Origin of the sequence: Marivita sp. (assembly GCF_022763305.1) — a bacterium.
Classification (GTDB): domain Bacteria; phylum Pseudomonadota; class Alphaproteobacteria; order Rhodobacterales; family Rhodobacteraceae; genus Marivita.
Genome location: NZ_JALEGT010000121.1, coordinates 18,557 through 44,683, shown reverse-complemented (window position 1 = coordinate 44,683; position 26,127 = coordinate 18,557). Strand labels below are relative to the sequence as shown.

Sequence of the window (26,127 nt, the reverse complement as noted above, 5' to 3'; positions counted from 1 at the left end):
CCTTTTTTGATTCCCGACAGTGCATCCTCTGGATCGTCACCTGCGTCCAAGGTGAATTTCTAAGCCTTTGGGCCGACCAGATTCTTCTCAGGCTTGATCGGCACGGTCAGTTCGTACCGGACCCCGGTCTCGCGAAATACGAGTTTTGCTTCCCCGCCATTGTCCTTTGGAACGATCTTGGACACCAGCACGAGACCGAAGCCCTGAGTAGATGGCTCTTTCGTGTGCGGACCACCGGTTTCAGTCCAGGTCAGGTGCAGCGTTTTTGATCCGCGATGTTCCGTTGTGGACCATTCCAGGTCGACATGGCCAACACCTTGGGACAGCGACCCGTATTTGATCGCGTTTGTGTGCAGTTCGTGCAATGCCATCGAGATGCTGAGCGACAGCTTGGGTGGCAGCTGCACATGCGGACCCGACATGAAGATGTTTCTTGAACCGATCAGCGTTTTTTCGGCAACGTCATGTATTTCGGCCGCTTCCCAGCTTGCCGCTGCCAAAAGGTCATGCGCGGTCGAGAGCCCGGTCAGCCGGGCATAAAATGACTCGCACGCGTGCTCGATATTGTCGGCCCCCTGAAAGGTCTGGAACGCCAGTCCCTGTACAACGGACAGCGTATTCTTGACCCGATGGTTCAGCTCCTCGATCAGAACATCCCGCGTTTTGACGGCTTCCCGATAATCCGTGACGTCATAAACCGCCCCGGTAAATGTCTTGGCCGTCCCGTCTTCGAAATGCACCTCTCCCCGGGCATGCACCCAACGAGGTGGAGACATCGGTCCGCAATCTATCCGAAATTCGCCTTCGTATTCGTTTGATGGGTACGCCGGATCCCGGCAGCGCCTGGTTTCCTCAAGCATCGTGGCAACATCGTCGGCGTGAACCTTGCCGTTTGCCTCATCGACAGAGACAGGGCCGGTCAGAGGCAGACCGAACAGTTCGCGAAAGCGTTCATCGCAGTACATTTCGTCAACGCCATAGGTTCGACGGAAAAACCCGATCTGGGCCGCTTTGCGGGCGACGTTAAGCTGCTCGACATAGGTTTCGAGCTTTCGATTGGACAGCGCTCTCTGACGCGCAAGCAGAAGAGCCAGCACCAAGGCATTCAACAGCAGAACGACAAGTATGCCTGAGGCGATCAACTGTCGGCGGTGGGTATACCAGAGAGGTGGGGGCGTGTTCAAAACGATGGCATCGTCGGGAAACGTTGCGGGTGTGAGACCCCATTTTTGCAAAGCGTCCCAATTATAGACATGCCGCATCGCAGGCATCGTGGCCATCGGTTCGACATCCTGTTCCATATCCAGAAGAGCTTGGCCAATCCCGCGTCCCATCATTTCGCGACTGACGACGAGCCCACCCGGAGCGCCGCGCCCTACATGTTCACTCAGGATGGTGAAGACAGGCGCCGAGGCGGATTCGATCAGGCGGTCGATTGCTTGATAAGGATAGAGCGGGCGCCCCTCCCCATCCGAGAACCATAGCAGCGAAACGACGATCGCGTTTTCCGAAAGTGCGGACGCCCGCTGTTCCACTTCGCTCAATGGCTGATTGAGCATGTCGATCAGTTCACCATCAAACCCGTAGGCTTCAAGCGCCTCGCGAAAGACAGCCGTTTCACCGTCGCGCCAGGGCTGGCCGGTTGTTTCGCCGGTAAACAGGATGGTGTCCGGCTCGGACAAGGTGAAGATTTCCTCGAAAATCCGATGCAAGTCGGCTTCGACCGAGATTTCCACGTCCTGAGGCAGGAGGTCATACGTCGGGGGCGCCAGCAAAATCCTCAGAATGCGCGCGTTTGTCAGGCGATCCCTTATCTGGCCGGCCAGGATATCTGACTGAGGACCGTAGCTGACGACGACATCTATTCCGGTCGCTTCATATTTCTGGGCGTAGAGATCCACGATCGACGTCATACGTGCTTCGTCGGCGGTCAGGTCCCGGTCATTCAGAAACTCGGAATGAAAGAACCGAAAGTCATCCCCCAAGATGTCGGCGATGCCGTTCTCCATCGCACGGTATCCAGGAGTGATGGATGCAAAATCCGATAGAAACAGAACCCGCTGTTCGGCAGAGGCCGATGTGCCCGATAAAATCAGGAGGAACACAACCAACAGTCTGCGGGCTCCGCTTGTGGTCATCGACGCACGCCTTCGGAAGCAAATTGACCTGTGCCGCGTTGGGGAACAGGCCCTTGAGCGTAGGTGGTTGAGCCCTTCCTGTCGAGAAGTCTCGTCCGACACCAACCGGCGATTGGCAGCAATCGGCAATTCCCAGTCAGGTTCTGGAGACCATACCAGCACATCAATGCAGATTGGCGGTTCATGATCTTGCCTCGAGTCCTGATCAATATCCCGCTTGTCCTGCAAGCGCCGCACCATGCCGATTTACTTTCAGCGTTAAACTTGCGACATTCTGTGACAATGACTGGCGGAGACTGAACGCCGTGAAGACCGTAATGATCGTCGAAGACAACATGGTGGTCGCGACCATGCTCGAAGCCATGGTTCACAAAATGGGACACACCGTGATTGGCCCCTGCGTCTCGCAGGAGGATGCATTCGCCGCGATTGCGGATCAGACACCCAGCCATGCCGTGCTGGATATCAACCTTGGCGGAGATGTCACGTCTTTCGCTGTCGCCGAAGTGCTTCAGGAACGAGGCGTGACCATCGCGTTTTCATCCGCTTATTCGCAGTACGTCATCCCGGCAAGCCTTTCGGCGGTGCCATTGATGCCAAAGCCTATCAAGCAGGCAGAGCTTGAATCTTTCCTTGGACACGCGGACGGCTAGGAACGCGCGTTCCTTGTGCCGTTCTCCGCTTTTCGTCAACCAAGCCAGCCGTTGAGGTTTTCTTCGATGACGGCCGACAATGCCGCGATGTGAGCATCGTCGTCATTGAGGCAGGGGATGTAGGTGAAATGCTCACCGCCCGCTTCTTCGAAGCTTTCCTTGATCTCTTCGTTGATCTCTTCCAGCGTTTCGATGCAGTCGGCTGAAAACGCAGGTGCACAGACCGCGATGTTTTTCTTGTTCTCTTCCTCGGCCAGACGCGCGACCTCTTCCACTGTGTAGGGTTTCAGCCATTCTTCCGGGCCGAATTTCGACTGGAAGGTCGTGGTGATCTCGGTGTCATCCCAGCCCAGCCGTTCCTTGAGCAGGCGCGTCGTCTTCTGGCATTGGCAGTGATAGGGATCGCCTTCCATCAGGTAGCGCTTGGGCACACCGTGGTAGGAACAGACAAGGATATCCGGACGGGTTTCGAGCTTGGCATAGGCGCGTTCGATCGACTGGGCGAGCGCTTCGATATAAAGCGGGTGCTGGTAGTAGGGATCGACCGTGCGTACCGTCGGTTGCCACTTTTCGTCCATCAGCGCACGAAAGAACTGATCGTTGGCGGTGGCAGATGTGGCGCCCGCATAATGCGGGTACAGTGGGAAAAACAGGATCTTGCGGCATCCGGCATCGACCATTTCGCGGACCTTGGATTTGGTCGACGGATTTCCGTAGCGCATGCAGAAATCGACCATCACCTGATCGCCGTAGCGATCCTGCATTTGCTTGGTGATCTTGGCTGTCTGTGCCTTGGTGATCGTCATGAGCGGGCTTTCACCCTCGTCCTCGTTCCAGATCGACTTGTACGCTTCGCCTGAACTGAACGGACGCTTCGTCAGGATGATGAGTTGCAACAGCGGCTGCCACAGCCATGGGCTGTAGTCGATGACCCGGCGATCCGACAGGAACTCGTTGAGATAGCGGCGCATCGGCCAGTAGGAATAGTGATCCGGTGTGCCCAGATTGGCGAGAAGAATGCCAACCCGTTCCGCGGGCACCTTCGGATGATCCGTCGGGGCGTGGGTGGGGCGTTGTGCTGTTTTTGTTGCGTCCAACATCTGGCCTGCTTCCTTCACGTCGTTTAGCGGGCTAACTAACCTCTATCTGGGTCAGGTCAATCTTTGAGCGGCGTTTCTACCGTGTTCAGCGCGTCGGCGAGGCGATGCGCTGCAGGTCCTGGTCGTAATGGTTGGGGTTGCGACGAATCAGGTGCCCAACCGGTCAGGGTGATCAGCTCGAACGTGGCCGTGACACGACCATTTTCGTCCGAGTAGGCTTCGGAATAGAGTTCCATGGCGCGGAGCATCACGCTCTTGCGGGTCGCGGTCCGAACGCGCGCCGACATGGCGTTGGTTTCGCCCATCGCGCGCAAGTCGTGCATCAGGTGCACGGGGGACGCATAGCTGGTTCTGAGCACGGCACTGTCCGCCACAGGAAGTGCAAGTCCGGCGCGCTGAAGAAGAGCGCCAAGATCACGGATTTCGCCCATCGGCGCCACTCGGGGAGACAGACCTCCGGTGATCTCGATCTCCGCCTGACCCAAGGCCGCGCGCAACTCATGCAGGGTTTGCCCGCCCAAAGCGACAACCAGCAGCAAACCATCCGGTTTGAGCGCCCGCCGACACTGGATCAACTGGCCGACCGGGTCATTGGCCCAATGCAGCGCCATGGCGTGGATGACCAGATCATGGGTGGTCTCCGATAGGTCGAGCACCTCAGTATCATCCACAAGACAGGCCGTTGGGAACGCGTTGCGCCAAAGGTCGGGAAAAGGTGTCACGACGGCGGGCGCGCTAAAGGATTTGTTAACCAAAGCGAGCCGATCCTGCACATCGGCCAGCGCCTCTTCATGGAGGAACAACGCTGGGCCGCGCCGGGCGCGGTCACGGTAGCGGGCAAGAGCGGGCCGGTCTGTCAAGGTAGGAGTGTCGGACATGCAGGGCAGATAGGATGCTGCAGCGTGGAATGCAAACGGCGTTGCGCATGCTTTACCCGCCGCGCTGCCTTGGGTGTGGCGGAATGGTGCAGGACGAACATGGGCTCTGCGCCACATGCTTTGCCGAAACCCCATTCATCACCGGACTGGTCTGTGATTTGTGCGGGGTCTCTTTGCCCGGAACCTCTGACATTGCGGTCCAGTGTGACGATTGCCTGTCGCTTGGCCGACCGTGGACACAGGGGCGTGCGCCGGTGCGCTACGACGGTGTCGCGCGCAGGCTTGTTCTCGGGCTGAAACACGGAGATCGGCATGACATCGTGCCGATGGCCGCGGACTGGATGGTGGCGGCGTGTCCACCCGCGCTGCCGCCAAGCGCTATTGTCGTGCCGGTTCCGCTCCATCTTTTCCGGTTGCTGTCCCGTCGATACAACCAGTCTGCGCTTCTGGCTCAGGCCGTCGCGCGGCGACTTGGGCTGGAGTTCTGTCCCGACGTTCTGATCCGGCACAGACGGACACAGTCTCTGGATGGCAAATCGCGGGATGCCCGGTTCGCGGAACTGTCGGATGCGATCTCGGTTCGGGTTCGGAAAGCGGACCATATCCGAGACCGTCCGATCCTGTTGGTGGACGACGTGATGACCTCGGGTGCCACCCTTGCCGCCTGCGCGGTCGCCTGCCAGAGCGCACAGAGTCGAGAGATTTTTGTCACGGTTCTGGCACGCGTTGCAAAGGCTGATTAAATCCTCGACACTTACCCGAGAGGATTGATGATGCCCCAGATCGAAATATACACCTCGCCGCTTTGCGGATTCTGCCACGCGGCAAAGCGCCTTCTGACCCAGAAGGGCGCGACATTCACGGAAATCGACGTTCTGTCCCATCCCGAGCGCAAACCTGAGATGATCCAGCGCGCCAATGGCGGTCGGACTGTGCCGCAGATCTTCATCGGCGGCACCCATGTCGGCGGCTGCGACGACCTTTATGCGCTTGATCGCGCTGGCAAGCTCGATCCGTTGCTGGCAGCCTGACCGTCATGCGTGCGGCTCTGCTCCAACTGACGTCTTCGGATGATCCCGCTGCCAATCTTCGGGTGACAACCGGCCTGATCCGTGATGCGGCGCGCGACGGAGCCGAGTTCATCCTGACGCCCGAAGTCACGAATTGCATCAGTAACAGCCGCAGCCATCAGCGCAGCGTTCTCGTACATCAGGACGAGGATCAGACCCTTGCTGGTCTGCGGAATGAGGCCGCGACCCTGGGGGTATGGATTCTGATCGGGTCTTTGGCACTCAAAGCGGAACCGCCTGAAGAGCGTTTTGCGAACCGGTCCTTTCTGATCGCGCCGGACGGGTCGATTGCCGCGCAGTACGACAAGCTGCACATGTTCGACGTTCAGGTGACGGAAACCGAGACATTTCGGGAATCGGCCGGGTTTGCGCCCGGTCACGCGGCGGTGGTGGGCGATACTCCTTTTGGCCGCGTGGGTTTGACAGTGTGTTATGACGTGCGTTTTCCCTATCTCCATCGCGCGCTTGCCAAGGCTGGGGCTGACATCCTGACCGTTCCTGCGGCCTTCTCGCCTGCAACCGGACCGATGCATTGGGAACCGTTGCTGCGTGCCCGGGCCATCGAAACCGGGTGTTTCGTCCTGGCCCCGGCCCAAGTGGGGCGGCACGACGTAAGTACAGGCAAGCCACGCACAACACATGGGCATTCTCTTGCGGTATCGCCCTGGGGCGAGGTGCTTTTGGATGCGGGGCAGCAACCCGGGGTGCACCTGGTTGACCTCGATATGTCGCACGTGGCACAAGCGCGACATAAAATTCCATCTTTACAGCATGATAGAGACTTCACTGGCCCCTGATGACCGATAGCAGCCCCCTTGCCATTTCGCTCTTCAGTGAATTGCTGACCGCAGATCAGTTGCTGCGGAACAGGTTGACGCGCGTGTTGCCCAACAAGATGGAGATTTCGCATTTTTCGGTGCTGAACCAATTGGCACGGGGAGGATCCGAAAAGACCCCCGCACAATTGGCCAAGGCGTTTCACGTGACGCGCGGTGCCATGACCAACACTTTGGGCAAGCTCGAGGCGGCAGGCTATGTGCATATCCGCCCCGACTGGGACGATGCCCGCCGAAAGCAGGTGTCCATCAGTCCGGCAGGGCTGTCTGCGCGGGATGCGGCGATAGCTGCGATCACGCCGCTGATCAACGAAATGGTCGAAGAACTGGGCGACACCAAGGTCCGTGCGGCGATCCCGGTTCTGCGCGAATTGCGCGTGAAGCTGGAAGAGCCGGACGGTCGGGGCTAGGCGCAACGTCCCTTTGACGCGCTCTGGTGGTTAATGCGGGTTCAGGGCTGTGGTCACGTAGTTCACGCTCAGGTCACGGTCCGAGAGGCTCCATTTCCACGACACGGGATTGAACTGGAAGCCTTTGCGATCAACGGGATCGAGGCCTGCTTGCCGCAACAGACCGTAGAGCTCGTCCGGAGTGATGAACTTGGCCCAGTCATGAGTGCCTTTCGGCAGCCAGCGCATGACGTATTCCGCGCCGACAATGGCGGCGGCAAAGCTTTTGGCATTGCGATTGATCGTTGAACAGACGTGCAGGCCGCCGGGATTCAGCAACTGCTTGCACGCCGTCAAAAAGCCCAGCGGATCAGCGACGTGTTCAATGACTTCCATACTGAGTACGACATCGAATGTTTCACCTGCTGCGGCCATCGCTTCGGCTGTTGTATGGCGATAGTCGATCTCGAGCCCGGATTGGCGCGCATGTGCCTGCGCCACCGGGATGTTGCTGCCGCCGGCATCGACGCCGACCACGGTCGCGCCAAGCCGGGTCATTGGTTCGCACAGGAGCCCGCCGCCGCAGCCGATGTCGAGAAGGCGCAAGCCAGAGAACGGTTGGCGTTGCGACAGGTCCCGGTCGAACTCTGCAGCAATTTGGGAGGTGATGTAGTCGAGCCGAACGGGGTTCATCATGTGCAAGGGTTTGAACTTGCCATTGGGGTCCCACCATTCGGCGGCCATCGCTTCGAACTTGGCGATTTCGGCAGGATCGACTGTTGTCGTGGCGGTCACTGGATTTTTCCCCATGGTCTTTTGGTGATCGCTGCCAATATAGATTGGGTATGGATAAATTCCCGAGCCAAAAGCGCGCAGTGCAGTACCTTTATCCCCCCATCGACCCCTACGATCAGCGTATGCTGTCCGTCGGGGATGGGCACAGCGTGTATGTCGAGCAATGTGGCGCAGAACACGGCATCCCGGTGATCGTGCTTCATGGCGGACCGGGCGGAGGGTGCAGCCCGTCGATGCGGCGGTATTTCGATCCCAAGGTGTTCCGCGTCGTTCTATTCGATCAGCGCGGTTGCGGCCGGTCCCGTCCCCATGCCAGCGTCAACAACAACACGACGTGGGATCTGGTTGCGGATATCGAGCTGATCCGGAAGACGCTCGGGATCGATCAGTTCATCGTCTTTGGTGGCAGCTGGGGCGCCACGCTGGCTCTGATCTACGGGATCAGCCATCCAGAGCATGTGCGCCATCTTGTGCTGCGCGGTGTTTTCACGATGACCCGTGCCGAGCTTGACTGGTTCTACGGCGGGGGTGCAGGCCAATTCTGGCCCGAAACCTGGGCGCGGTTCGTCGACATGATCCCCGAGGATGAACGCGACGACCTGATCGCGGCCTATCACCGGCGTCTGTTCTGTGGTGATCTGCGCACCGAAACCCGGTTTGCGCGGGCATGGTCGGCCTGGGAAAACGCGTTGGCCTCGGTCTATTCGAGCGGATCGGGTGGAGAATCGCCGGGGGATTACGCCCGTGCCTTCGCGAGGCTGGAGAACCACTATTTCATCAACAACGGGTTTCTCGACGAGGATGGCTGGATCCTCAAGAATATCGGTCGCCTTTCGGGCATTCCCGGTGCCATTGTCCAAGGTCGGTATGACATGATTTGCCCGCCTGTTCGGGCATGGGAACTCGCCCGTGCCTGGCCGGAATGTGACCTGCGCATGGTGCGGAATGCGGGTCATGCCCTGTCCGAGCCCGGGATCAGTGCTGAGCTGGTTCGCATTATGGATGATATATCAACATCTTAACATTTAGCTGGCATTAGATGTTTACACGTGGCCCGCGGTTGTTAACGTATGCAAACGACGGGAACCAAGGTTAAGCCAGAAGTTGCAATCGGTCATACGTATCATTCTCCAACGGCTGGGGCTTGGCCTGCTGACACTGTTCGTGGTGTCCATTGTCATTTTCACCGCAGTGAACATGCTTCCCGGAGATTTCGCGCAAGCGATCCTGGGGCAGGGTGCGACGCCTGATGCGGTCGAGGCGATTCGTCGGGACCTCGGTCTCGATCAACCGCCGATCACGCGGTATTTCCAATGGCTGGGTGCCGCGATCCAAGGGGATTTGGGCAATTCCTTTGCACAGGCGAACTTTGCCAGTTTCGTCGGCGCCGACAGTGGTGTGCGCACCACCGTCGCGCAGCAGATCGCGCCGCGATTTGCCAACACGATGTTCCTTGCCGCCGTGACCGCCTGTATCGCCGTTCCGGTCTCGCTTGTGCTGGGCATCCTGGCCGCCCTGTTCCGCAATTCGGTTTTTGACCGTGCAACGAATATCACAACCCTCACCTCGATCTCGTCACCCGAGTTCTTCCTTGCCTATGTGCTGATCCTGTTCCTTGCGGTGCTCAATCCGATGCTGCCGTCGCTGTCCAACATCTTTGAGGGCATGTCCTTTGGTGAACGGCTTGAACGGACGCTGCTGCCCGCGCTGACGCTGACCCTAGTGGTCACGGCGCATATGATGCGGATGACGCGGGCGGCGATCATCAACCTTCTGGCCTCGCCCTATATCGAAATGGCGCGGCTCAAGGGCATGTCGCCGATGCGGGTCATCGTGAAACACGCGCTGCCCAATGCGCTTGCACCGATCATCAACGTGATCGCTTTGAACCTGGCCTATCTCATCACCGGGGTCGTGGTGGTCGAGGTGGTGTTTGTCTATCCCGGCATCGGTCAGCTGTTCGTCGACAGCGTGAAGATCCGCGACATTCCGGTGGTGCAGGCGTGCTGCCTGATCTTTGCTGCCGCGTACATCCTGCTGAACCTGTTGGCGGACATCCTGTCGATCCTGTCCAATCCGCGTCTGAGGCATCCCAAATGAACACGCTTCTGACAATGGCCCTGATCCTGACCGGGATCGCCGCAGGCGGCTGGGTTCTCCGCTTCGCCGGGCAAAAGGCAACGGGCAATGCGCCGGCATTCCGGGACATGCCTTTCGCAGTCGCCTTCGGCTACGTTCTTGGGGCAAGTCTTCTGGTTTTCTCGGTCTGGTATTTCTTCCAACCTACGGTAAACGAAGCCGGGATCCCGAATGCCGGCGTCGTCTTCTTTCGCTGGGCGGTGCAGTTCTTCATTCTGTCTGCTGCTGCTGCGTATCTCTTTCGCCTTCTGGGTCGTACGGTTGGCACGCGTGGCAGCAAAAAGCTGTTTCGCCAGATGCCTTTGACTGCGAGCTTTGGCGTGCTGGTGGTGATTGTCTACGCGTTTACGGCTGTTTTTGCCGCGTGGCTGGCGCCTTATGGTCAGGAAGCCGTTTTTGCCAAGGTCAATGTCCTGCCAGGGGGTAACCCGGCGGCGGGGGGTGATCCGTTGCATCCGCTGGGCACCGATCAGATCGGGCGCGATCTTCTCAGCCGCCTGATCTATGGCGCGCAGAACACCGTCGGGATTGCGTTCATCACCACCTGCATTGCGTTCTTCCTTGGAGGGACTCTCGGATTTCTGGCCGCCACGCTTCAGGGTTGGCTCGATCAGGCTCTCAGCCGGGCCGTGGACGTTCTGATGGCGATTCCGTCGCTGATCTTTGCGCTGCTCCTGATGACCATCGCCAGTGCCTGGGCCGGATCAGAGCGGTGGCTGCTGACGGTCTACATGATCCTGATCATCGCCGTGATCGACAGCACGCGGGTGTTTCGCCTTGCACGCGCGGTGGGTCTGAACATCGTGGTCATGGACTACATTGAAGCCGCCAAGCTGCGGGGCGAAGGTTTGGGCTACCTGATCTTCAAGGAAATCCTGCCGAATGCGACCGCACCGTTGCTGGCCGAGTTCGGACTGCGCTTCTGCTTTGTCTTCCTGACGATCGCATCGCTGTCCTTCCTGGGTGTCGGCATCCAGCCGCCCTTGGCGGATTGGGGCACGATGGTGCGCGACTCGGCACAGTTCATCAACTTCGCGGCGTTTTCGCCTTTGACGGCGGCACTGCCGCTGCTGGCCGCCGGGGCGATTGCGCTGCTGACCGTCGGAGTCAACTTCGTGGTGGACTGGATGCTGCACAGAAGTTCGGGGCTCAAGGAATGAGCGCGCTGGTCGAAATCCGCGATCTCTGGATCGAAGGGCGCAGCGACGAGGTGTGGTCGCCGATCATCAACGGCGCGAGCCTGACGTTGAACAAGGGCGAAGTGCTGGGTCTGATCGGCGAGTCGGGTGCGGGCAAGTCGACGCTGGGGCTGGCCGCTATGGGCTTTACCCGCGATGGCGTGCGGATCTCGAAGGGGTCGGTCATGTTCGACGGGATCGACCTCATTGCAGCCTCAGCCGCCAAGAAGCGGGATCTGTTGGGCAAGCGCATTGCCTATGTCGCGCAATCTGCGGCAGCCAGCTTTAACCCGGCGCACAAGCTGATCGACCAGCACACCGAAGGCCCGGTGCAGCACGGTGTCATGTCCCGCGCCGAGAGTATGAAGGACGGGATCGAGCTTTATCGTCGGTTGCGCTTGCCCAATCCGGATCAGATCGGCTTCCGCTACCCGCATCAGGTGTCCGGTGGTCAGCTTCAGCGCGCAATGACGGCGATGGCGATGTCCTGTCGCCCTGATCTGATCATCTTTGACGAGCCGACGACAGCCTTGGATGTGACGACGCAGATCGAAGTTCTGGCGTCGATCCGTGATATCGTCGAGCAGTTTGACACCGCCGCGATCTATATCACCCACGATTTGGCCGTGGTCGCCCAGATGGCAGATCGGATCAAAGTTCTTCTCAAGGGTGACGAGGTGGAAGAGGCTGACACGCGCACGATGCTGGCCCAGCCGAAGGAAGAGTATACCAAGAGCCTCTGGGCAGTGCGGGCCTTTGAGCGTCCCCAGAAACCGGCTGTGCACACAAGCGCGACGCCTGTTGTGTCCGTTCAGAACGTGTCTGCCGCCTACGGCAAGGTGAAAGTCCTGAACAACGTCAGCTTTGACATCCACGAAGGGCGTACCGTTGCGGTGGTGGGTGAATCCGGGTCGGGCAAGTCGACCACGGCGCGGTGTATCACGGGGCTGTTGCCGCCGACGCATGGTGTGATCGAGTTCGACGGAAAGGCGCTGCCGGCGAATTACAAGAGCCGGAGCAAGGATCAGTTGCGGCAAGCGCAGATGATCTACCAGATGGCGGACACGGCGCTGAACCCGCGGACCACCATCGGCGACATCATCGGTCGGCCAGTGCAATTCTACATGGGACTGACCGGCAAGCAGAAACGCCGTCGTGTAGAGGAGTTGCTCGATGAGATCGAGCTTCCTGCGGCGCAGTATATCGACCGTTTGCCGTCCGAGCTGTCTGGCGGTCAGAAGCAGCGCATCGGCATTGCCCGTGCTTTGGCGGCGGAGCCGAAGTTCATCATTTGTGACGAGGTCACAAGTGCCTTGGATCAGCTTGTGGCCGAGGGCATCCTCAAGTTGTTGGCACGGCTGCAGGATGATCTGAAACTCAGCTATATGTTCATCACCCATGATCTTGCGACGGTCAAAGCCATCGCAGACGAAGTTGTCGTGATGAAAGACGGTGAGGTGGTGGAGCAGGGGCCGAAACAGGAGATGTTCGTGCCACCGCATCACCCCTATACGGACCTGTTGCTCAGTTCGGTGCCGGAAATGGACCCGGATTGGCTTACCAATCTACTCAACGAACGTGGAGTTGATAACATCGGCGATGCAGCCGTTGATAAGATGTCATGAGAATCGGTCCATGAAGGACCTACAGGCGGCCTGAGACCGCTCATAATCACAGGGAGACGATGATGACTCGCATTTCTAGACGTGGACTACTTCGAACCGGTGCTGCCGCCGGTGTTCTGGCCGCAAGTGGCCTGCCGGTGTTTGCCCAGGCGAAACGCGGCGGTCGCCTAAGGGCTGGTCTCAACGGGGCCAACACATCGGACAGCTGGGACGGCCGGACGCATTCGGATCTTTACATGATCGCCTGCGCTCAGGGCGCCGTGTTCGACAGCCTTACCGAGATCGCAGCGGATGGATCGCTGATCGGTGAACTTGCCACGGATTGGGAAGCGACACCCGATGCGAAGACATGGACATTCAACCTGCGTCAGGGTGTGACCTTCCACAATGGCAAGCCCTTTGGTGCGGATGACGTTCTGGAATCGCTGCAGATGCACGTGGCTGAAGGTGCAAAATCTGCCGCCCAGCCCATCGTCGCCGCGATCAGCGAGATGAAGAAAACCGGCGAACATCAGGTTCAGTTCACGCTGGAAGCTGGCAACGCCGACTTCCCCTATCTGATGTCCGACTATCACCTGCTGATGTATCCGGCGGGTCAGATCGAAGAGGCGATTGCCAAGGGCATCGGCACGGGCCTGTATCAGGTCACATCGTTCGAGCCGGGTGTGCGCATGACCGCACGCCGTGTCGACAGCCACTACAAGGGCGACAGCGCGGGCTTCTTCGACGAACTGGAATACATAGCCATCAACGATTCCACGGCGCGCATGAATGCGCTCATGACGGGTCAGGTCGATGTGATCAATCGCATCGATTTCAAGACCGAGGCGCTGCTCCGGGCGAACCCGATGATCCGCATTCAGGAAGTGACAGGCAACCAGCACTACACCTTCCCGATGCTGACCAAGGTCGATCCCTTCACCGACGTGAACGTACGCCGTGCGCTCAAGTACGGCATCAACCGACAGGAGCTGGTAGACAAAATCCTGCTGGGTCACGGCAAAGCCGCAAACGACACGCCGATCGGCCCGGCCAACCAGTATTTCCACGCCGAGATGGAGCCGCTGACCTACGATCTGGACAAGGCCAAGTTCTACCTCAAGGAAGCGGGTCTGACCGAGCTCAACATCGACCTCAACGTGTCGGATGCGGCGTTCAACGGTGCGGTGGATGCGGCGCAGCTGTATCAGGCTTCGGCCAAGGGTGCGGGCATCAACATCAACGTGGTGCAGGAACCCGCAGATGGCTACTGGTCGAACGTCTGGCTGAAGAAGCCGTTCTGTGCTTCCTATTTCTCGGGCCGCGCGACTGAGGACTGGATGTTCGCAACCGCCTACGAAGCCGGTGTGCCCTGGAACGACAGCCAGTGGGATCAGCCGCGCTTCCAGGAATTGCTGCTGACCGCCCGTGCCGAACTGGACAGCAACAAGCGTCGCGAGATGTATTTCGAGATGCAGCAGATTCTGCGCGACGATGGCGGCGTCATCATCCCGATGTTCGCCAACTACGTTCAGGCGGTGTCCAACAAGATCGCGACGGAAGAAACCGTCGGCAATCTCTGGCAGATGGACAATGGGCGCATGGCCGAACGGTGGTGGATGGTCTGATCCACCAACGCGAGAGCGACAATTGCCCCGCCAGTCTGGCGGGGCTTTTTTTGTCAGAGATGAGTGTCGTAGTCCGAAACCAGAAGATGCAGAGGCGCTTCATCTTCTTGGACGTTGGAAAAGCGGCCGATCGGTTCAACGAAAATGTTGTCGGTCAGATCATCGTTGACAGTAGACACCTCGCCGATCAGCACATCGCCCTTTTCGCCCCAGAAAGCATGCCAATTGTTTGGGAAAAGTGTCACCGATTCACCCGGGTCGAGCTTCAGATGACCCCCTGCAGGCAAGGTGCGAACCACACCGTCAACCATGACCTTCACATCGGCGTCACGGTCAACGCCTCCCGCTGCGTCTGCCATGAACAGTTCGATGACCAACGTTCCACCGCCCCTGTTGATGATGTCCTCGACCTTGAGATCATGCCGATGCATCGGGCTGAGCTGTCGGTCGCGCGAGATCATGATCTTCTCGGCATAGAGCATGGCTGACCGCTGACCAAGATCCGCGCTCAGTCCGTTGCGCGTGGTGAACAGGAAGAGGCCCAGCTCGTCGAAGTTTTCCCTGCCGTAATCCGTGATGTCCCACCCCATGCGGCGTGCCTTGATCTCGGTGTGATCGCTGGCTTTCAAAGCGTCGGGTGAGTGATAGGCGAAGGGCGGCAGCGTGTATCCGAAGGAGCGGATGAAAGCATCGCTTTCGCGCAGAATGTCGTTGATGCGGGACCGTTTCACAATCTCTCTCCCCATGTGATGGCGCTAACATAGAGAGGCGCGCACCACATGGAAAGCACAGGACTGCGTTGGCGAGTCCTCACGAAACCTGACGACGAACAGGGTGGTTACAGAACGTAGCGGCTGAGGTCGGCGGATTTCGTCAACTCGCCCAGATGTTTTTCCACAAAGGCCGCATCAACCGTGACAGTGTCGCCAGATCGATCAGGGGCCTCGAAAGTCAGGTCTTCGAACACACGTTCCATCACCGTATAGAGCCGCCGCGCGCCGATGTTTTCCACAGATTGATTCACATCCGCAGCAATCTTGGCCAGGGCGGCGATTCCGTCCTCGGTAAAGGCGACTGTCACCTCTTCCGTGGCCATCAGCGCGGTGTACTGCAACGTCAAAGCATTGTCCGTTTCTGTCAGGATGCGGACGAAGTCCTCCTCGGTCAGGGCACGCAGATTCACGCGGATTGGCAGACGACCCTGCAGCTCGGGCAACAGGTCCGAGGGTTTTGCAATGTGGAACGCACCAGAGGCAATGAACAGGATGTGGTCGGTCTTGACCGGACCGTGCTTGGTACTGACTGTCGTGCCTTCGATCAGTGGCAGAAGATCGCGCTGCACGCCCTCGCGACTTACATCTCCGCCACGCGTTTCCTGCCGTGCGGCGACCTTGTCGATTTCGTCAAGAAAGACGATTCCGTTCTGCTCAACGGCTTCCAACGCCTTTTCCTTGACCAATTCATCGTCCAGAAGCTTGTCGGCCTCTTCTGCAATCAGAACATCATAGCTTTCCGCCACGGTCATCCGTTTGCGGGTGGTGCGCCCGGCGAAGGCTTTACCGAACAGATCGCCCAGGTTCATCATGCCGCCGCCGCCCATATTGGGCTGTCCGGGGATGTCCATCATCGGGAAGGGGCTGGATGTGTCCTGCAGTTCGAGCTCGATCACCGTGTCGTCCAGCAGGCCATCCTTGAGCTTCTTGCGAAACATCTCGCGCGTGGCCTCTCGGGCTCCGTCACCTGCGATGGCTTCGATCACGCGTTCCTCTGCGGCTTCGTGCGCCTTGGCCTTGACGTCTTCGCGCATGTGGTCACGGGTCATGGCGATGGCAGCATCCACAAGATCACGGATGATCTGCTCGACGTCGCGCCCGACATAGCCCACCTCGGTGAACTTGGTCGCCTCGACCTTGATGAAAGGTGCTTTGGCCAGCTTGGCCAGACGGCGGCTGATCTCGGTCTTGCCGACGCCGGTGGGCCCGATCATAAGAATGTTCTTGGGATACACCTCTTCGCGCAAATCATCGCTCAGCTGCTTGCGCCGCCATCTGTTGCGCAAGGCTACGGCAACTGCCCGCTTGGCATCCTTCTGCCCGATGATGAAGCGGTCCAGTTCCGACACGATTTCGCGGGGGGTGAGGTCGGTCATATCATGTTGTCCTTGCAGCTACGGGAGCGAAACGCACTCAGGCGCTGATCGTCTCAACCGTCAGGTTGCCATTGGTGTAGACACAGATGTCTGCCGCAATCGCCATGGCTTCGCGGGCGATTTCTTCGGCATCCTTGTCGGTTCCCATCAGGGCGCGGCCGGCCGCGAGTGCGTAATTCCCGCCCGATCCGATTGCAGTGACATCGTGTTCAGGCTCCAGCACATCACCGGCACCAGTGATTACGTATAGTTCCCTGCCATCTGACACGATCAGCATCGCCTCGAGTTTCTGCAGATATTTGTCCGTGCGCCAATCTTTGGCCAGTTCGACACTGGCCCGTTGAAGCTGGCCGGGGGTGCTTTCGAGCTTGGCCTCAAGACGTTCCAAAAGTGTAAAGGCATCCGCAGTCGATCCCGCAAAGCCAGCGACCACGTCATAGCCACCGGGCGAGATGCGGCGCACCTTGCGCGCAGTGCCCTTGATCACGGTCTGACCAAGGCTGACCTGTCCATCGCCTGCGATCACCACCTTGCCGCCTTTGCGGACGCCGATGATCGTGGTGCCGTGCCAGCCAGGAAAGTCATTGTCAGCCATGTGTCGTCCTCTTTGCGTTGCAGGTGATATGGGCCGATCGGTCAAAGCCCACAAGCCCCGCAATGGAAAACGCCCGGTTCTGGGACCGGGCGTTTCAGAAAATTCACAACGGAAATCAGATGCTTTCGTCGATCCAGCCCTTGAGCGCCGCTTTCGGCGCCGCGCCGGTCTTGTTCGACACGACCTGACCGTCCTTGAAGATGAAAAGCGACGGAATGCCCCGGACGCCCATGGCGGCGGCCGAATTGGGGTTGCTGTCGACATCCACCTTGGCGATCTTCACGCTGTCGCCATATTCGGCAGCAAGCTCTTCAAGCGCCGGGCCGATCTGCTTGCAGGGGCCACACCACTCGGCCCAGAAGTCCACGACTACGGGAACACTGGAATTCTTGACTTCGGCATCGAAGGTTTCATCGGTCACGGCGACGGTGGGCATTGGCGGCTCTCCTTGAGGCTCGGGCGCATGGTTCAGTCGGACCGAGACACTATGTATCCGCTGTTGACCCGTCAAGGTGGCGCGCTCTCACGAGTGCTTGTGTCACGAGGTTTTCCGACAACGGCATGTAGGTGGAAGTGCGGGTCCAGAGGATGCCGGTCTCGATCTGCTTGTCCGGGTAAATCCGGCGAAGAATGGCTTGGTAGGCGCCCATCTGCCGCAACAGGCCTTCGGGCGTTTGAACCTCTGTGTCCGGCACAGTTCGGTTTGTCTTGAAATCAACGGCGATCACGCAATCGTCCAGCACTAAAAGCCGGTCGATCACGCCATGGAAGTGGGTGTCGGGAAACGCGTCGATTGTTGCGGTCACTGGCACCTCGGCGAGTGCACTGTCTGCGAAAAACCGGGCGAGGGCCGGGGTGTCCAGAACGCTGATCGCTTCGTCGATCATTTCCTCTCCGAGAGAGTGACCCGCGACCAGACTTTGTGCAACTGCCCTGCGGTCCTCGCGCGGGATCGAAGGCAGTGTTTCCAGCAACAGGTGGATCATCGTTCCGCGATCCTTGGCGATATCGGTCATGTCGCCCTCGGCACCGGCGAGAGCTTTTGCGCCGCCCAGGTCGGACGGGCTGCGGACCTGGGTGGTTTTCGGCGGCTCTGGTGCCTGCATGTCGAAAAGCGCTGGCAGGGGTGGCTCTGCTGCGGGGGAAGGCGCAGCGTCCGAAGGAGCGGCTGCGGGCCAGTTCGAATGGTTCAGACGCAGTCCCTCGTTTGCCTCGTCGTCAGCAAAGGCAAAGCGATGCGGGACGGCACCAACAGTCTCTAACGTTGCCTTGACGCGGTCATGCCAGCTTTCGGCGGCCTTGTCGGCAGGCCCGGCACCCGCCACAACCAGCCACCGCTCCGCACGTGTAAGCGCCACGTAGAGGAGTCTGTCGCGTTCTTCGTCCTCGGCTTGTCTTGCGGTTTCCAGTGCAGCGCGCTGATAGGCGGCGCGTGTCTTGTCGGAGCCGCGCCAATGCGCGGAACCTTCGGCGCGCACAAACACGTCCTTCCCGGATTGCGAGGGTTTCTTGTGCGTGTCGGGAAGGATCACAATGGGCGCTTCGAGACCCTTTGCGCCGTGGATCGTCATGATGCGGATCCGGGCACCGGCGCTGTCTACGGTGCGTTTGATTTCGATGTCGTCGGTTTCCATCCAATGCAGAAAGCCCGTCAGACTGGGGATGTCCGTTTGTTCGTAGGCCAAGGCCTGGTTGAGCAGCGCGTCAATCCCGTCTTCAGCCTCTTCTCCAAGTCGCCCAATCAGCTTCTGACGTCCCGTGTGCCGGATCAGCACACGTTCCAGCAGGTCATATGGGCGCAGGAAATCGACCTGCCGACGCAGATCGTCCAAGACCTCGAAAACAGTGGGAAACGCGTCCTTGCGCCGACGCAATTCTTCCCAGAGATGCGGCGACGTGCGCCGATGGGCAAGATCAAAGATCGCTTGTTCATCCAGCCCGAACAGGGGCGATCGCAGGGCGGATGCCAGCGACAGGCTGTCTTCGGGCGTCGCCAGAAAGGCCAAGAGCGCCTGCAGGTCCTTGACCGCGAGTTCTGCCATCACCTTGAGCTTGTCAGCCCCGGCAATCGGCAGGCTGAGCGCCTTGCAGGCCTTGAGGATCTCGTGAAACAGCCCGCCGCGGCTCCGCACGAGGATCAGGAAATCCCCGGCATGGACAGCGCGGGAGTCGACCTCACCGTTCTTGGCCGCCACCGGGATTGCCGTCTTGGCGTCCAGCGTGTCATGTATGAACCGAGCGACCCGTTTGGCAAGGATCACGTTGTGATGTGTCGGGCTGACACGGTCTACAGGTGTATCCCATGGTAAGGTGTCTTCTTCTGCTGGCGCGGGTTCGATCAACGGCCAAAGATCGACCCGCCCGGGCACGTTGTCGTGGAAGGAAATATGTGTCTGATCCGGCAGAAAACCGGCCCTGTCCCGACCTGCGAATAGCTGATCGACAAGCCGCAGAATCGGGACCGAAGAGCGGAACGAATAACTGAGTTGACCGTCCTGCAGCGGTGCATCTGTCGCCTGCATCTGTTCCCTGAACGCGGTTCGCATCGTGTCGAATTCGCGTGGATCGGCACCCTGGAAGGAATAGATCGATTGCTTTTTGTCCCCCACGACAAAGATGGTGCGCCGCACTGTGCTGCGGGCACCCTGACCCGCTGTGAATTCCTGCGCGAGTTTGTTGATGACATCCCATTGGGCCGGACTGGTGTCCTGAGCCTCATCGACAAGGATATGGTCGATGCCGCCATCCAGGCGGTAAAGCACCCATTGCGCCTGGTGCCGGTCGGTCAGAAGGGCGCGCGTGCGCGTGATCAGGTCGTCAAAATCAAGCCAGCCGCGCGCCTGTTTCGTCGTTTCATAGCGGTGCAGGAAAGCCGCTGCAAAGCGATGAAGTGTGGCGTCGCGTTCGACAGCCTCCAGGGCAAGTCGCGTTTCGCGCGCAGCCTCGATGCGCAGATACAGGTCTTCCAATCTCGTGACACTGCCCGCAAGTGGCCCTTTGCGTAATTTGCCGGTCGGCGGCACCCTTTGGCTTATTGTGCCCTGCTGCGTCAGCACCCCACCTTCAAGCGCGAGCACTGCCGTCAATCCGCCGGCCTGCGCGGTGACGATGGCATCGGCCAGCTTGTTGTCGGTGGCGCCTCCGGTCCGCAGATCAGTGACCAATCCGGCCAGAAACGCGAGTTCGTCACCAGGAAAAACAGAGGATGCCAAAGTCCCGAGCGTCTGATCTGGTGCGAGGCCATATCTCTGACGAAGCTCATCTTTCGTCAGCGCAGGTGTGAACCCGTCGCGCTGGGTCACAATGGACTCCGCCAGAACCTGAAGCGGTTCGTTTGACGCAATCCGCGCGATATCGGCGATCAGGTCGGCTTCTGGACCGCTGGCCATCTCGTCGAGGATCTGCTCGCGCAGCAACTGGGCGGTTCGATCGTCAATTTCCTGAAATTGCGGACTGACCCCTGCTTCGAGGGGAAAACGCCTGAGGATCGACGCGCAGAAGGCGTGGATCGTCTGAATGCGCAAGCCGCCGGGCGTTTCGATGGCCCGGGCAAACAAAGTGCGCGCCCGGGACAGGAAGGTATCGGTCAGAAGCGCGGGATCCTCACCCAATTCTTCAAGTTGATCCTTCAGGCTTGGGTCGTCCAGCATCGCCCACTCGCCCAACCGCTTGAAGAGGCGGTTCTGCATTTCGCTCGCTGCCGCGTTGGTGAAGGTGAGGCAGAGGATATGTTCCGGCCGTGTGCCGCCCAGCAGCAGACGTGCGACACGGTCGGTCAGCACACGTGTCTTTCCAGACCCGGCATTTGCGCCAAGCCAGGTCGACGCCCAGGGATCCGCCGCGCGGACTTGCGCCTCCGTGGCCTCGTTCCGGATCATGACAGCCGCACTTTTCTTGCAGGATCCGCTGCGGTCCATTCGCCATAGCGGGACAGTTGGTCGTAATCCGATCCAAAGGCGTCCTTGTGCAGGCGATTGCGTGCCGTGTAGCCGGTGTCCGGATGGCGATAAGCGTCGATCAGCGACCTAAGCATTCCGATGGTCTGCGCCGGCGGGCACGCATCCAGCGGTGCGGGGACTTCGCTGCCATCGCCGGCAAGCGAGATGTAGCGGGCATCGGTCACGAAACGGGGGCTGAACCCGTCAAAACCGCCTTCAAGGATCAGAGCCGCAGTCACGAGCAATTGCACATCGAACTGCAATTGCTGATCCTTTGTTGGAGCGGTCCCTGTCTTGTAATCGTAGACAAACGCTTCGGCCCTGTCGTTGAGGTCGATGCGGTCAGCCTTGGCGGTGATGCGAAACGGCGGATCGGCCAGTTGCATCGCGCCTTGGGTTTCGAACAGGACGGGCGTTGCGATGTCTTGCCGGGCGGCTTCGTTTGCGACGAACCAACGAGCGATCTTTTCGATCCGAATGCGCCATTGGATGCGATCCGTCGGCCAGGGAACCTCGGCATCGAGGATACGTCGAGCGGTCTCGAGCAATGTCTGTTCCGTCAATGGCGCGCCCTTTCGGGCCGTATCAGAGACGAATTCCTCGAAAACCTTGTGAATTACCGTGCCGCGATGCATCGGGTTCGGGGCGTGCTGAATCGGATGCAATTGGCGCAACCGCAGGATCTTGGATGCGTAGATGGCATAGGGATCGCGGATCAGCTTTTCGATATTGGTCACCGACAATTCGCTTGGCCGCGCCTCGACCGGCGGGATGGGCGACGGCCGGAATGCTGCTGGCACAGCAATGGGCCGTTCAAGCGCGCGCCCAAGTTGCAACCATGCCTGCCCGCGCGCCTGCATCGCCTTCAGTGCCTCGGGTCCTCCGGTGCCGGGCAATCCGCTGAGCAGGTTGGTCAGACGGTTCAACCAGCGGGATGGAACGGTCTCGGCATCCTCTGATCGCACGGCACGGCTAAGCCAGACGTCCTTGGCCCCGATGGCTTGCTGGAAGTCATGCGCGGACAGTCCTATGCGGCGTTCGGGCAACAAAAGTCCCGCTTGCTGTCGCATCCTGCGATTCAGCCATGGATCGGCAGGCGGTGCATCCGGCCAGGAGTGTTCGTTCAGACCGCCCAGAATCACGAGATCGGCACCCATCACACGTGCCTCGATGGTGCCCCAGATCAGAATATGGGGATGCGGCGTGTCGCGGTCCCGCACGTCTTCTGCGCGCAGCAGGTTGTCCACCAGGTCGGCATAGTCACGGGAGGTGACGCCTCCGCCGAAACCCGCAGTCTCGATCAGGGTGTCGAATGCCTTGCGACATGTCTCACCCGCCTTGCGGTTCCAAAGTTCGGACGCATCATCGCTACCGGATCCTGCACAGATCTCTTCGGTCTGCCTGATGTGCCGGGACACATGGTCCCCCAGAGGAGCCAGTCCCGTATCGGCAGGGCGCAAGAGACAGCGCTCCAGCCACGTAAGCCAGTCCTGCGCATCGTCCGCACCGGGCCACGCCATGAGTTGCCCAAGGTCGGGGTAAGGGATGCCTTTCTTGCGGATGTACAATTCCAGTTCCGAAGTCCACAGCCGGTGCTGACCGCGATCCCCGCCTGCGTGGCACAGCGGATGTTTCAGGATTGTCAGCAAGGCATCAGCGGTCGGGCCCTTGACGCGGAGTTGGGCGACGTGGCGCAGCAACCGTCCAGGTGCCGTGAGATGCGCAGGGGTGCCTGCGCTGTCATCCGGCAGGATGCCCCACCGATCGAGAAGGGCAGTCACGCGGCGGGTGAGCATCCGGTCCGGCGTGATCAAGGCAGCGGTCACGTGGTCCTCGGCCGCCTGTCGCAAGCGCATGGCGATGGCGCGGGCCTCATCGCGCGGCGAGGCCGCTTCGAGCAGGGTCAGTGACTGTGTCGCGTCAGACAAAGCTGGAAGTCTTGGCCCTTCTTTCAACCATTCGTCCGTCACTGGTGCCGGGCGCATTGCAAGAGACACCAGCGCATTGCGCGCCGGGTTCGGTGCAGATGCATCCGTCCAGGGGACAATCTCGTCATGATGCAGCTCCAGCCGTTCCTGCAGGCGCGCGAAGCGGAATTGTGGGTGATCTTCACCCTGCATCGCTTCGGTGTTGCGCACATCATTTCGCAGGACATCCCAGGTTGATGCCGGCATATCCATGTCGAAACCGGGCAGGATAACCGCACCTTGGGGCAGGTTGGACACCACTGTCATGAGCTGAAACGCGGACCCGCGCGAGCCGGTAGATCCGGCGACAATGACAGGGTGATGCGGCGGATTTCCTGCCCAACGCTCAAGACGCCTGTTCAGTGCCATACGATTGACGGCGGCTGCATCGGGCGTGTCGTTTGACGGGTCGAAATAGTGCGTTACGATCCCCAGAAAGCGTTGGGCACGCTCCCAGTGGCCGGATTGGTCGGTGACATCGAGGCGAGCAATATCGTCCGGCGTCACGCCTTCGGCCTGCATTTCGTCGAGAAGAGCGCCAAGGCTCTGAGCAAGATCGTAGACTGCCGATCTGGGTGCAAGGCCCGGATCTGCGTCGATCAATTTGCGGACCAGTTCCGCCAGTTCCAGTTGGCGGCGCAGTCCCGCGATCGGATTCGGAAGGTGCGCGCGATCGACCGGATCGGCCAGATCGGTGATCAGTCGAATGCGGGGCAGAAAGCCAGCGCCAAGACTGTCGAACATGGCTTCGACGCGGCGTTGCATCCGCCGGGTGTTGAGGATCAGCTCCACGCGCGCCATCGCCTCGGGCGGGTGGCCCATCAGCCTGCGTTTGATGCCAAGCACCAATTCCCTGGCGAAATCTGCCCCGGGCGGAAGAGCAAAGAGGCGCGGCCGATCCGACGGGTCAAACATCTGCGGACCTCAGCATCTGTTCGGCCAGTCCGATCCCTCCGGGATGTCCGACATCGCACCAGCGTCCGGGATAAACCACCGCATGCAGCGCGCTTTTCGCCTCCAGCCGCTGCCAGACGGTCTTCAGCGAAAAGACGCGTTCAGGTGTCTCAGAGACTGTTTTTGCCCGCAGGATCTGCACACCTGAATAGACGGTTTCGGTCCCCCAGGTCGCATGCCCGTCCTGTCCGATGTCGATGTCGCCCTTGCCTATGTGTCCGATGGTCTGTCCCTTTGGGACGCACAACAGCAAAGCGTCCATGTCGTCGGTCCATGCCGATTGCAGGACGTGCAGCGGGTTGGGTCCGTCCCAGACTGCGTCGGTGTTCATTGTCACCACGACGTCCGACGCCAGAACCGGAAGAGCGGCCTTGAGACCACCGCCTGTGTCGAGAATGTCGGGGCTTTCGATCAGGACCTGCACGTCCGTCCCGTCGAAGTGTTCGACAATCTTCTCTGCCTTGTAATGGGCGTTGACCACAATTCGACTTGGCGACGCGTCGCGCACCAGGTCGAGCGCGTGGTCGATCAGCGGTTTGCCCGCCACGGAAATCAGAGGTTTCGGTTGGTCCTTGGTCAACGCGCCCATGCGCGTGCCGAAGCCAGCTGCGAACAGCATCACAGGAAAGGTCATGTCATGACCCTCGGTGTCAGGCGATCCGCTGTGGGTTCGGGAAAAAGGTCCCGCACAAGCGGTTCGAGGTCGCTCGCGAAGGGTTGCGCCAAACTGGTTTTGATGTGCCGCCAAACCCGTGGGATCAGAGACAGGTACCCCGGTTTGTTCCGGTCTGTTGCAAGCCGTGCAAAGACGCCCAGAATACGCAGATTGCGTTGCAGACCCAGCAGGTGAAACGCAGGCATGACAGCCTGTTCCGATCGCCCTGTCCGCTTCAGGTAATGACGCAGAGTGGCCGCGTGACAGGTGTCGCTCACATCGCGACGGGCGTCTTGAAGCATGGAGACAAGATCGTAGATCGGCGGTCCGACAAGCGCATCCTGAAAGTCCAGAAGCCCCATACGGCGAAGATGTGCGCGTTCGGGCAGCCAGATCATGTTTTCGGCATGATAGTCCCGCATCACGAGGACGGTCTCATTCGGCAAGTGACGGGTAAGAAGTTCGGTCAACCGTGTCGTGATCTCTGCTGCTGTTTCGGAATTGCTCTGTCCAAAAAGCGGAAGGTAATGGTCGAACGCCGGTTCGATCATCTCACCAAGGATCGTTGGCGTGACATGGGTCAGCCCGTCCGGCAGTTCGGCTGTTTCGAGGTGACAGAGAACATCGGCCGCGGCCTGATAGAGGGGAATCTCCAAAGTCGGATCAGCCTTTGCCACCCGAGCGACTTGTGCGTCGCCCAAGTCCTCGAGAAGCATCAACCCGGCGTCGCGGGCATAGATGTCCGGCGCGGAGAGAGCCAGCGACTGAAGGTGTGTGCTGACAGCGGCGAAGCGCTCCGTGTCGTCTTGGGGATCGATCATCAGGATGGCGCGTTTTGGGCCTGAACAGAGCCTGATATACCTTCGCGACGATGCATCGCCTGCCAAGGGATATTGGCTGGCTCCGGCCCATCCATGTGCTTTCAGAAATGCCTCGATATTCATGTCAGAACGCCCGCAACACGCCCCGTCCAGCGCGGATCCGACCAGCTCAGTGTGATGACACGCCGGTCTGTCTTGTCCGGATCGTCAAGCTTGATGGTCAGCGCCTCTTTTGGGCGCAGATCGTCGAGCCTGTCCGGCCATTCGACGAGACAGATCGCCGTCTGGAACGCGTCGAGCAGGCCCAGTTCGATGACCTGATCGGGGTCGCCAAGCCGGTAAAGATCGGCGTGCCAAATCATGGTGTCCGGCAGATCGTAGGCTTGAACGATGGTAAATGTCGGCGAGGGCACGTCTTCCGGTACAGGCAGTCGCGATTGGATCAGAGCACGTGCGAAATGGCTCTTTCCGGCGCCGATGTCACCTTCGAGAAGCATGGTATCCCCGGCTTGCAGTGTTGCCCCCAGCCGTATGGCCAACCGCGCGGTTTCATCGGGTGAGGTCGAGGTGAAGGCCGCGCTGTTCTGGGTCATGCAGGCATGTTTACCCGCCCTGTTGCGGGCTGCAAGATTGGAAACCC

Annotated in this window: 23 protein-coding genes; 10 read left to right on the top strand and 13 right to left on the bottom strand. The window is 59.7% G+C overall.

What is annotated here, in order from left to right; genetic code table 11:
• Positions 1-59: 59 nt before the first annotated feature.
• Positions 60-2,378, bottom strand: a complete 2,319-nt coding sequence (locus MRY75_RS21250) for an HWE histidine kinase domain-containing protein (protein ID WP_292309983.1) — start codon at positions 2,376-2,378, stop codon at positions 60-62.
• Positions 2,379-2,455: 77 nt separating this feature from the next.
• Here MRY75_RS21250 and MRY75_RS21245 point away from each other — a divergent pair, with 77 nt between their 5' ends.
• Entirely contained in the window at positions 2,456-2,791 is a 336-nt protein-coding gene (locus MRY75_RS21245) for a hypothetical protein (protein ID WP_292309982.1), read from the top strand.
• A 35-nt stretch (positions 2,792-2,826) separates the two neighbouring features.
• Here the strand turns inward: MRY75_RS21245 and hemH are convergent, their stop codons facing one another.
• Both hemH and MRY75_RS21235 read right to left on the bottom strand, forming a co-directional pair.
• Positions 2,827-3,891 carry a ferrochelatase gene (gene hemH, locus MRY75_RS21240; protein ID WP_292309981.1) on the bottom strand — a complete coding sequence of 355 codons (1,065 nt, stop codon included), beginning with the start codon at positions 3,889-3,891 and terminating at the stop codon, positions 2,827-2,829.
• A 56-nt stretch (positions 3,892-3,947) separates the two neighbouring features.
• On the bottom strand, positions 3,948-4,769 hold the full coding sequence (locus MRY75_RS21235; protein WP_292309980.1) for a methyltransferase domain-containing protein: 822 nt from the start codon (positions 4,767-4,769) through the stop codon (positions 3,948-3,950).
• 47 nt (positions 4,770-4,816) lie between these two features.
• On the opposite strand from MRY75_RS21235, the gene MRY75_RS21230 reads away from it, so the two are divergent.
• Genes MRY75_RS21230 through MRY75_RS21215 form a run of 4 tightly spaced genes read left to right on the top strand, consistent with a single transcriptional unit; the run spans position 4,817 to position 7,085 of the window.
• Entirely contained in the window at positions 4,817-5,512 is a 696-nt protein-coding gene (locus MRY75_RS21230; protein WP_292309979.1) for a ComF family protein, read from the top strand.
• 30 nt (positions 5,513-5,542) lie between these two features.
• A complete protein-coding gene (gene grxC, locus MRY75_RS21225; RefSeq protein ID WP_292309978.1) occupies positions 5,543-5,800 on the top strand; it encodes a glutaredoxin 3 in 258 nt (85 codons plus the stop codon).
• A gap of 5 nt (positions 5,801-5,805) precedes the next feature.
• Positions 5,806-6,636, top strand: a complete 831-nt coding sequence (locus MRY75_RS21220) for a carbon-nitrogen hydrolase family protein (protein WP_292309977.1) — start codon at positions 5,806-5,808, stop codon at positions 6,634-6,636.
• Positions 6,636-7,085, top strand: a complete 450-nt coding sequence (locus MRY75_RS21215; protein ID WP_292309976.1) for a MarR family transcriptional regulator — start codon at positions 6,636-6,638, stop codon at positions 7,083-7,085. Before MRY75_RS21220 ends, MRY75_RS21215 begins: the two co-directional genes overlap by 1 nt.
• Before the next feature lie 30 nt (positions 7,086-7,115).
• On the opposite strand, the gene ubiG is transcribed toward MRY75_RS21215, so the two are convergent.
• On the bottom strand, positions 7,116-7,859 hold the full coding sequence (gene ubiG, locus MRY75_RS21210; protein ID WP_292309975.1) for a bifunctional 2-polyprenyl-6-hydroxyphenol methylase/3-demethylubiquinol 3-O-methyltransferase UbiG: 744 nt from the start codon (positions 7,857-7,859) through the stop codon (positions 7,116-7,118).
• A gap of 50 nt (positions 7,860-7,909) precedes the next feature.
• On the opposite strand from ubiG, the gene pip reads away from it, so the two are divergent.
• The 5 genes from pip (at position 7,910) to MRY75_RS21185 (ending at position 14,408) form a co-directional block, all read left to right on the top strand.
• The gene (pip, locus tag MRY75_RS21205; protein ID WP_292309974.1) at positions 7,910-8,881 is read left to right on the top strand and encodes a prolyl aminopeptidase; all 972 of its coding nucleotides are present in this window, start codon (positions 7,910-7,912) and stop codon (positions 8,879-8,881) included.
• A gap of 82 nt (positions 8,882-8,963) precedes the next feature.
• Positions 8,964-9,959, top strand: a complete 996-nt coding sequence (locus MRY75_RS21200) for an ABC transporter permease (protein WP_292309973.1) — start codon at positions 8,964-8,966, stop codon at positions 9,957-9,959.
• Complete coding sequence (locus MRY75_RS21195) at positions 9,956-11,158, top strand: ABC transporter permease (protein WP_292309972.1); 1,203 nt, start codon at positions 9,956-9,958, stop codon at positions 11,156-11,158. The genes MRY75_RS21200 and MRY75_RS21195 overlap by 4 nt, the downstream gene beginning before the upstream one ends.
• Positions 11,155-12,801, top strand: coding sequence for an ABC transporter ATP-binding protein (locus MRY75_RS21190; RefSeq protein ID WP_292309971.1), 1,647 nt, complete (start codon positions 11,155-11,157; stop codon positions 12,799-12,801). The genes MRY75_RS21195 and MRY75_RS21190 overlap by 4 nt, the downstream gene beginning before the upstream one ends.
• A 62-nt stretch (positions 12,802-12,863) precedes the next feature.
• The gene (locus MRY75_RS21185) at positions 12,864-14,408 is read left to right on the top strand and encodes an ABC transporter substrate-binding protein (protein ID WP_292309970.1); all 1,545 of its coding nucleotides are present in this window, start codon (positions 12,864-12,866) and stop codon (positions 14,406-14,408) included.
• 53 nt (positions 14,409-14,461) lie between these two features.
• On the opposite strand, the gene MRY75_RS21180 is transcribed toward MRY75_RS21185, so the two are convergent.
• The 9 genes from MRY75_RS21180 to tsaE form a co-directional block, all read right to left on the bottom strand.
• Positions 14,462-15,139 (bottom strand): D-lyxose/D-mannose family sugar isomerase, encoded by a 678-nt coding sequence (locus MRY75_RS21180; RefSeq protein WP_292309969.1) that lies wholly within the window; start codon positions 15,137-15,139, stop codon positions 14,462-14,464.
• Positions 15,140-15,246: 107 nt separating this feature from the next.
• Positions 15,247-16,557, bottom strand: a complete 1,311-nt coding sequence (gene hslU, locus MRY75_RS21175) for an ATP-dependent protease ATPase subunit HslU (RefSeq protein ID WP_292309968.1) — start codon at positions 16,555-16,557, stop codon at positions 15,247-15,249.
• A gap of 37 nt (positions 16,558-16,594) precedes the next feature.
• The gene (gene hslV / locus MRY75_RS21170; protein ID WP_292309967.1) at positions 16,595-17,152 is read right to left on the bottom strand and encodes an ATP-dependent protease subunit HslV; all 558 of its coding nucleotides are present in this window, start codon (positions 17,150-17,152) and stop codon (positions 16,595-16,597) included.
• A 115-nt stretch (positions 17,153-17,267) separates the two neighbouring features.
• Positions 17,268-17,588 (bottom strand): thioredoxin, encoded by a 321-nt coding sequence (gene trxA / locus MRY75_RS21165; protein ID WP_292265939.1) that lies wholly within the window; start codon positions 17,586-17,588, stop codon positions 17,268-17,270.
• Between the two features lie 49 nt (positions 17,589-17,637).
• Entirely contained in the window at positions 17,638-21,030 is a 3,393-nt protein-coding gene (gene addA, locus MRY75_RS21160) for a double-strand break repair helicase AddA (RefSeq protein WP_292309966.1), read from the bottom strand.
• The gene (gene addB, locus MRY75_RS21155) at positions 21,027-23,972 is read right to left on the bottom strand and encodes a double-strand break repair protein AddB (RefSeq protein WP_292309965.1); all 2,946 of its coding nucleotides are present in this window, start codon (positions 23,970-23,972) and stop codon (positions 21,027-21,029) included. Before addB ends, addA begins: the two co-directional genes overlap by 4 nt.
• Positions 23,965-24,645, bottom strand: a complete 681-nt coding sequence (locus MRY75_RS21150; RefSeq protein WP_292309964.1) for a nucleotidyltransferase family protein — start codon at positions 24,643-24,645, stop codon at positions 23,965-23,967. Before MRY75_RS21150 ends, addB begins: the two co-directional genes overlap by 8 nt.
• Complete coding sequence (locus MRY75_RS21145; protein ID WP_292309963.1) at positions 24,642-25,610, bottom strand: phosphotransferase; 969 nt, start codon at positions 25,608-25,610, stop codon at positions 24,642-24,644. The genes MRY75_RS21150 and MRY75_RS21145 overlap by 4 nt, the downstream gene beginning before the upstream one ends.
• Positions 25,607-26,080, bottom strand: coding sequence for a tRNA (adenosine(37)-N6)-threonylcarbamoyltransferase complex ATPase subunit type 1 TsaE (gene tsaE / locus MRY75_RS21140; RefSeq protein ID WP_292309962.1), 474 nt, complete (start codon positions 26,078-26,080; stop codon positions 25,607-25,609). Before tsaE ends, MRY75_RS21145 begins: the two co-directional genes overlap by 4 nt.
• Between the last annotated feature and the right edge of the window lie 47 nt (positions 26,081-26,127).

Coding starts and splice junctions, on each gene's coding strand:
- MRY75_RS21230 (WP_292309979.1), top strand. CDS start 4,817: ATGCTTTACCCGCCGCGCTGCCTTGGGTGTGGCGGAATGGTGCAGGAC.
- MRY75_RS21150 (WP_292309964.1), bottom strand. CDS start 24,645: ATGACCTTTCCTGTGATGCTGTTCGCAGCTGGCTTCGGCACGCGCATG.
- pip (WP_292309974.1), top strand. CDS start 7,910: ATGGATAAATTCCCGAGCCAAAAGCGCGCAGTGCAGTACCTTTATCCC.
- trxA (WP_292265939.1), bottom strand. CDS start 17,588: ATGCCCACCGTCGCCGTGACCGATGAAACCTTCGATGCCGAAGTCAAG.
- hslU (WP_292309968.1), bottom strand. CDS start 16,557: ATGACCGACCTCACCCCCCGCGAAATCGTGTCGGAACTGGACCGCTTC.
- addB (WP_292309965.1), bottom strand. CDS start 23,972: ATGTTTGACCCGTCGGATCGGCCGCGCCTCTTTGCTCTTCCGCCCGGG.
- MRY75_RS21235 (WP_292309980.1), bottom strand. CDS start 4,769: ATGTCCGACACTCCTACCTTGACAGACCGGCCCGCTCTTGCCCGCTAC.
- tsaE (WP_292309962.1), bottom strand. CDS start 26,080: ATGACCCAGAACAGCGCGGCCTTCACCTCGACCTCACCCGATGAAACC.
- MRY75_RS21245 (WP_292309982.1), top strand. CDS start 2,456: ATGATCGTCGAAGACAACATGGTGGTCGCGACCATGCTCGAAGCCATG.
- addA (WP_292309966.1), bottom strand. CDS start 21,030: ATGATCCGGAACGAGGCCACGGAGGCGCAAGTCCGCGCGGCGGATCCC.
- hemH (WP_292309981.1), bottom strand. CDS start 3,891: ATGTTGGACGCAACAAAAACAGCACAACGCCCCACCCACGCCCCGACG.
- MRY75_RS21185 (WP_292309970.1), top strand. CDS start 12,864: ATGACTCGCATTTCTAGACGTGGACTACTTCGAACCGGTGCTGCCGCC.
- MRY75_RS21190 (WP_292309971.1), top strand. CDS start 11,155: ATGAGCGCGCTGGTCGAAATCCGCGATCTCTGGATCGAAGGGCGCAGC.
- grxC (WP_292309978.1), top strand. CDS start 5,543: ATGCCCCAGATCGAAATATACACCTCGCCGCTTTGCGGATTCTGCCAC.
- MRY75_RS21195 (WP_292309972.1), top strand. CDS start 9,956: ATGAACACGCTTCTGACAATGGCCCTGATCCTGACCGGGATCGCCGCA.
- MRY75_RS21250 (WP_292309983.1), bottom strand. CDS start 2,378: ATGGTGCGGCGCTTGCAGGACAAGCGGGATATTGATCAGGACTCGAGG.
- MRY75_RS21220 (WP_292309977.1), top strand. CDS start 5,806: ATGCGTGCGGCTCTGCTCCAACTGACGTCTTCGGATGATCCCGCTGCC.
- hslV (WP_292309967.1), bottom strand. CDS start 17,152: ATGGCTGACAATGACTTTCCTGGCTGGCACGGCACCACGATCATCGGC.
- MRY75_RS21145 (WP_292309963.1), bottom strand. CDS start 25,610: ATGAATATCGAGGCATTTCTGAAAGCACATGGATGGGCCGGAGCCAGC.
- MRY75_RS21215 (WP_292309976.1), top strand. CDS start 6,636: ATGACCGATAGCAGCCCCCTTGCCATTTCGCTCTTCAGTGAATTGCTG.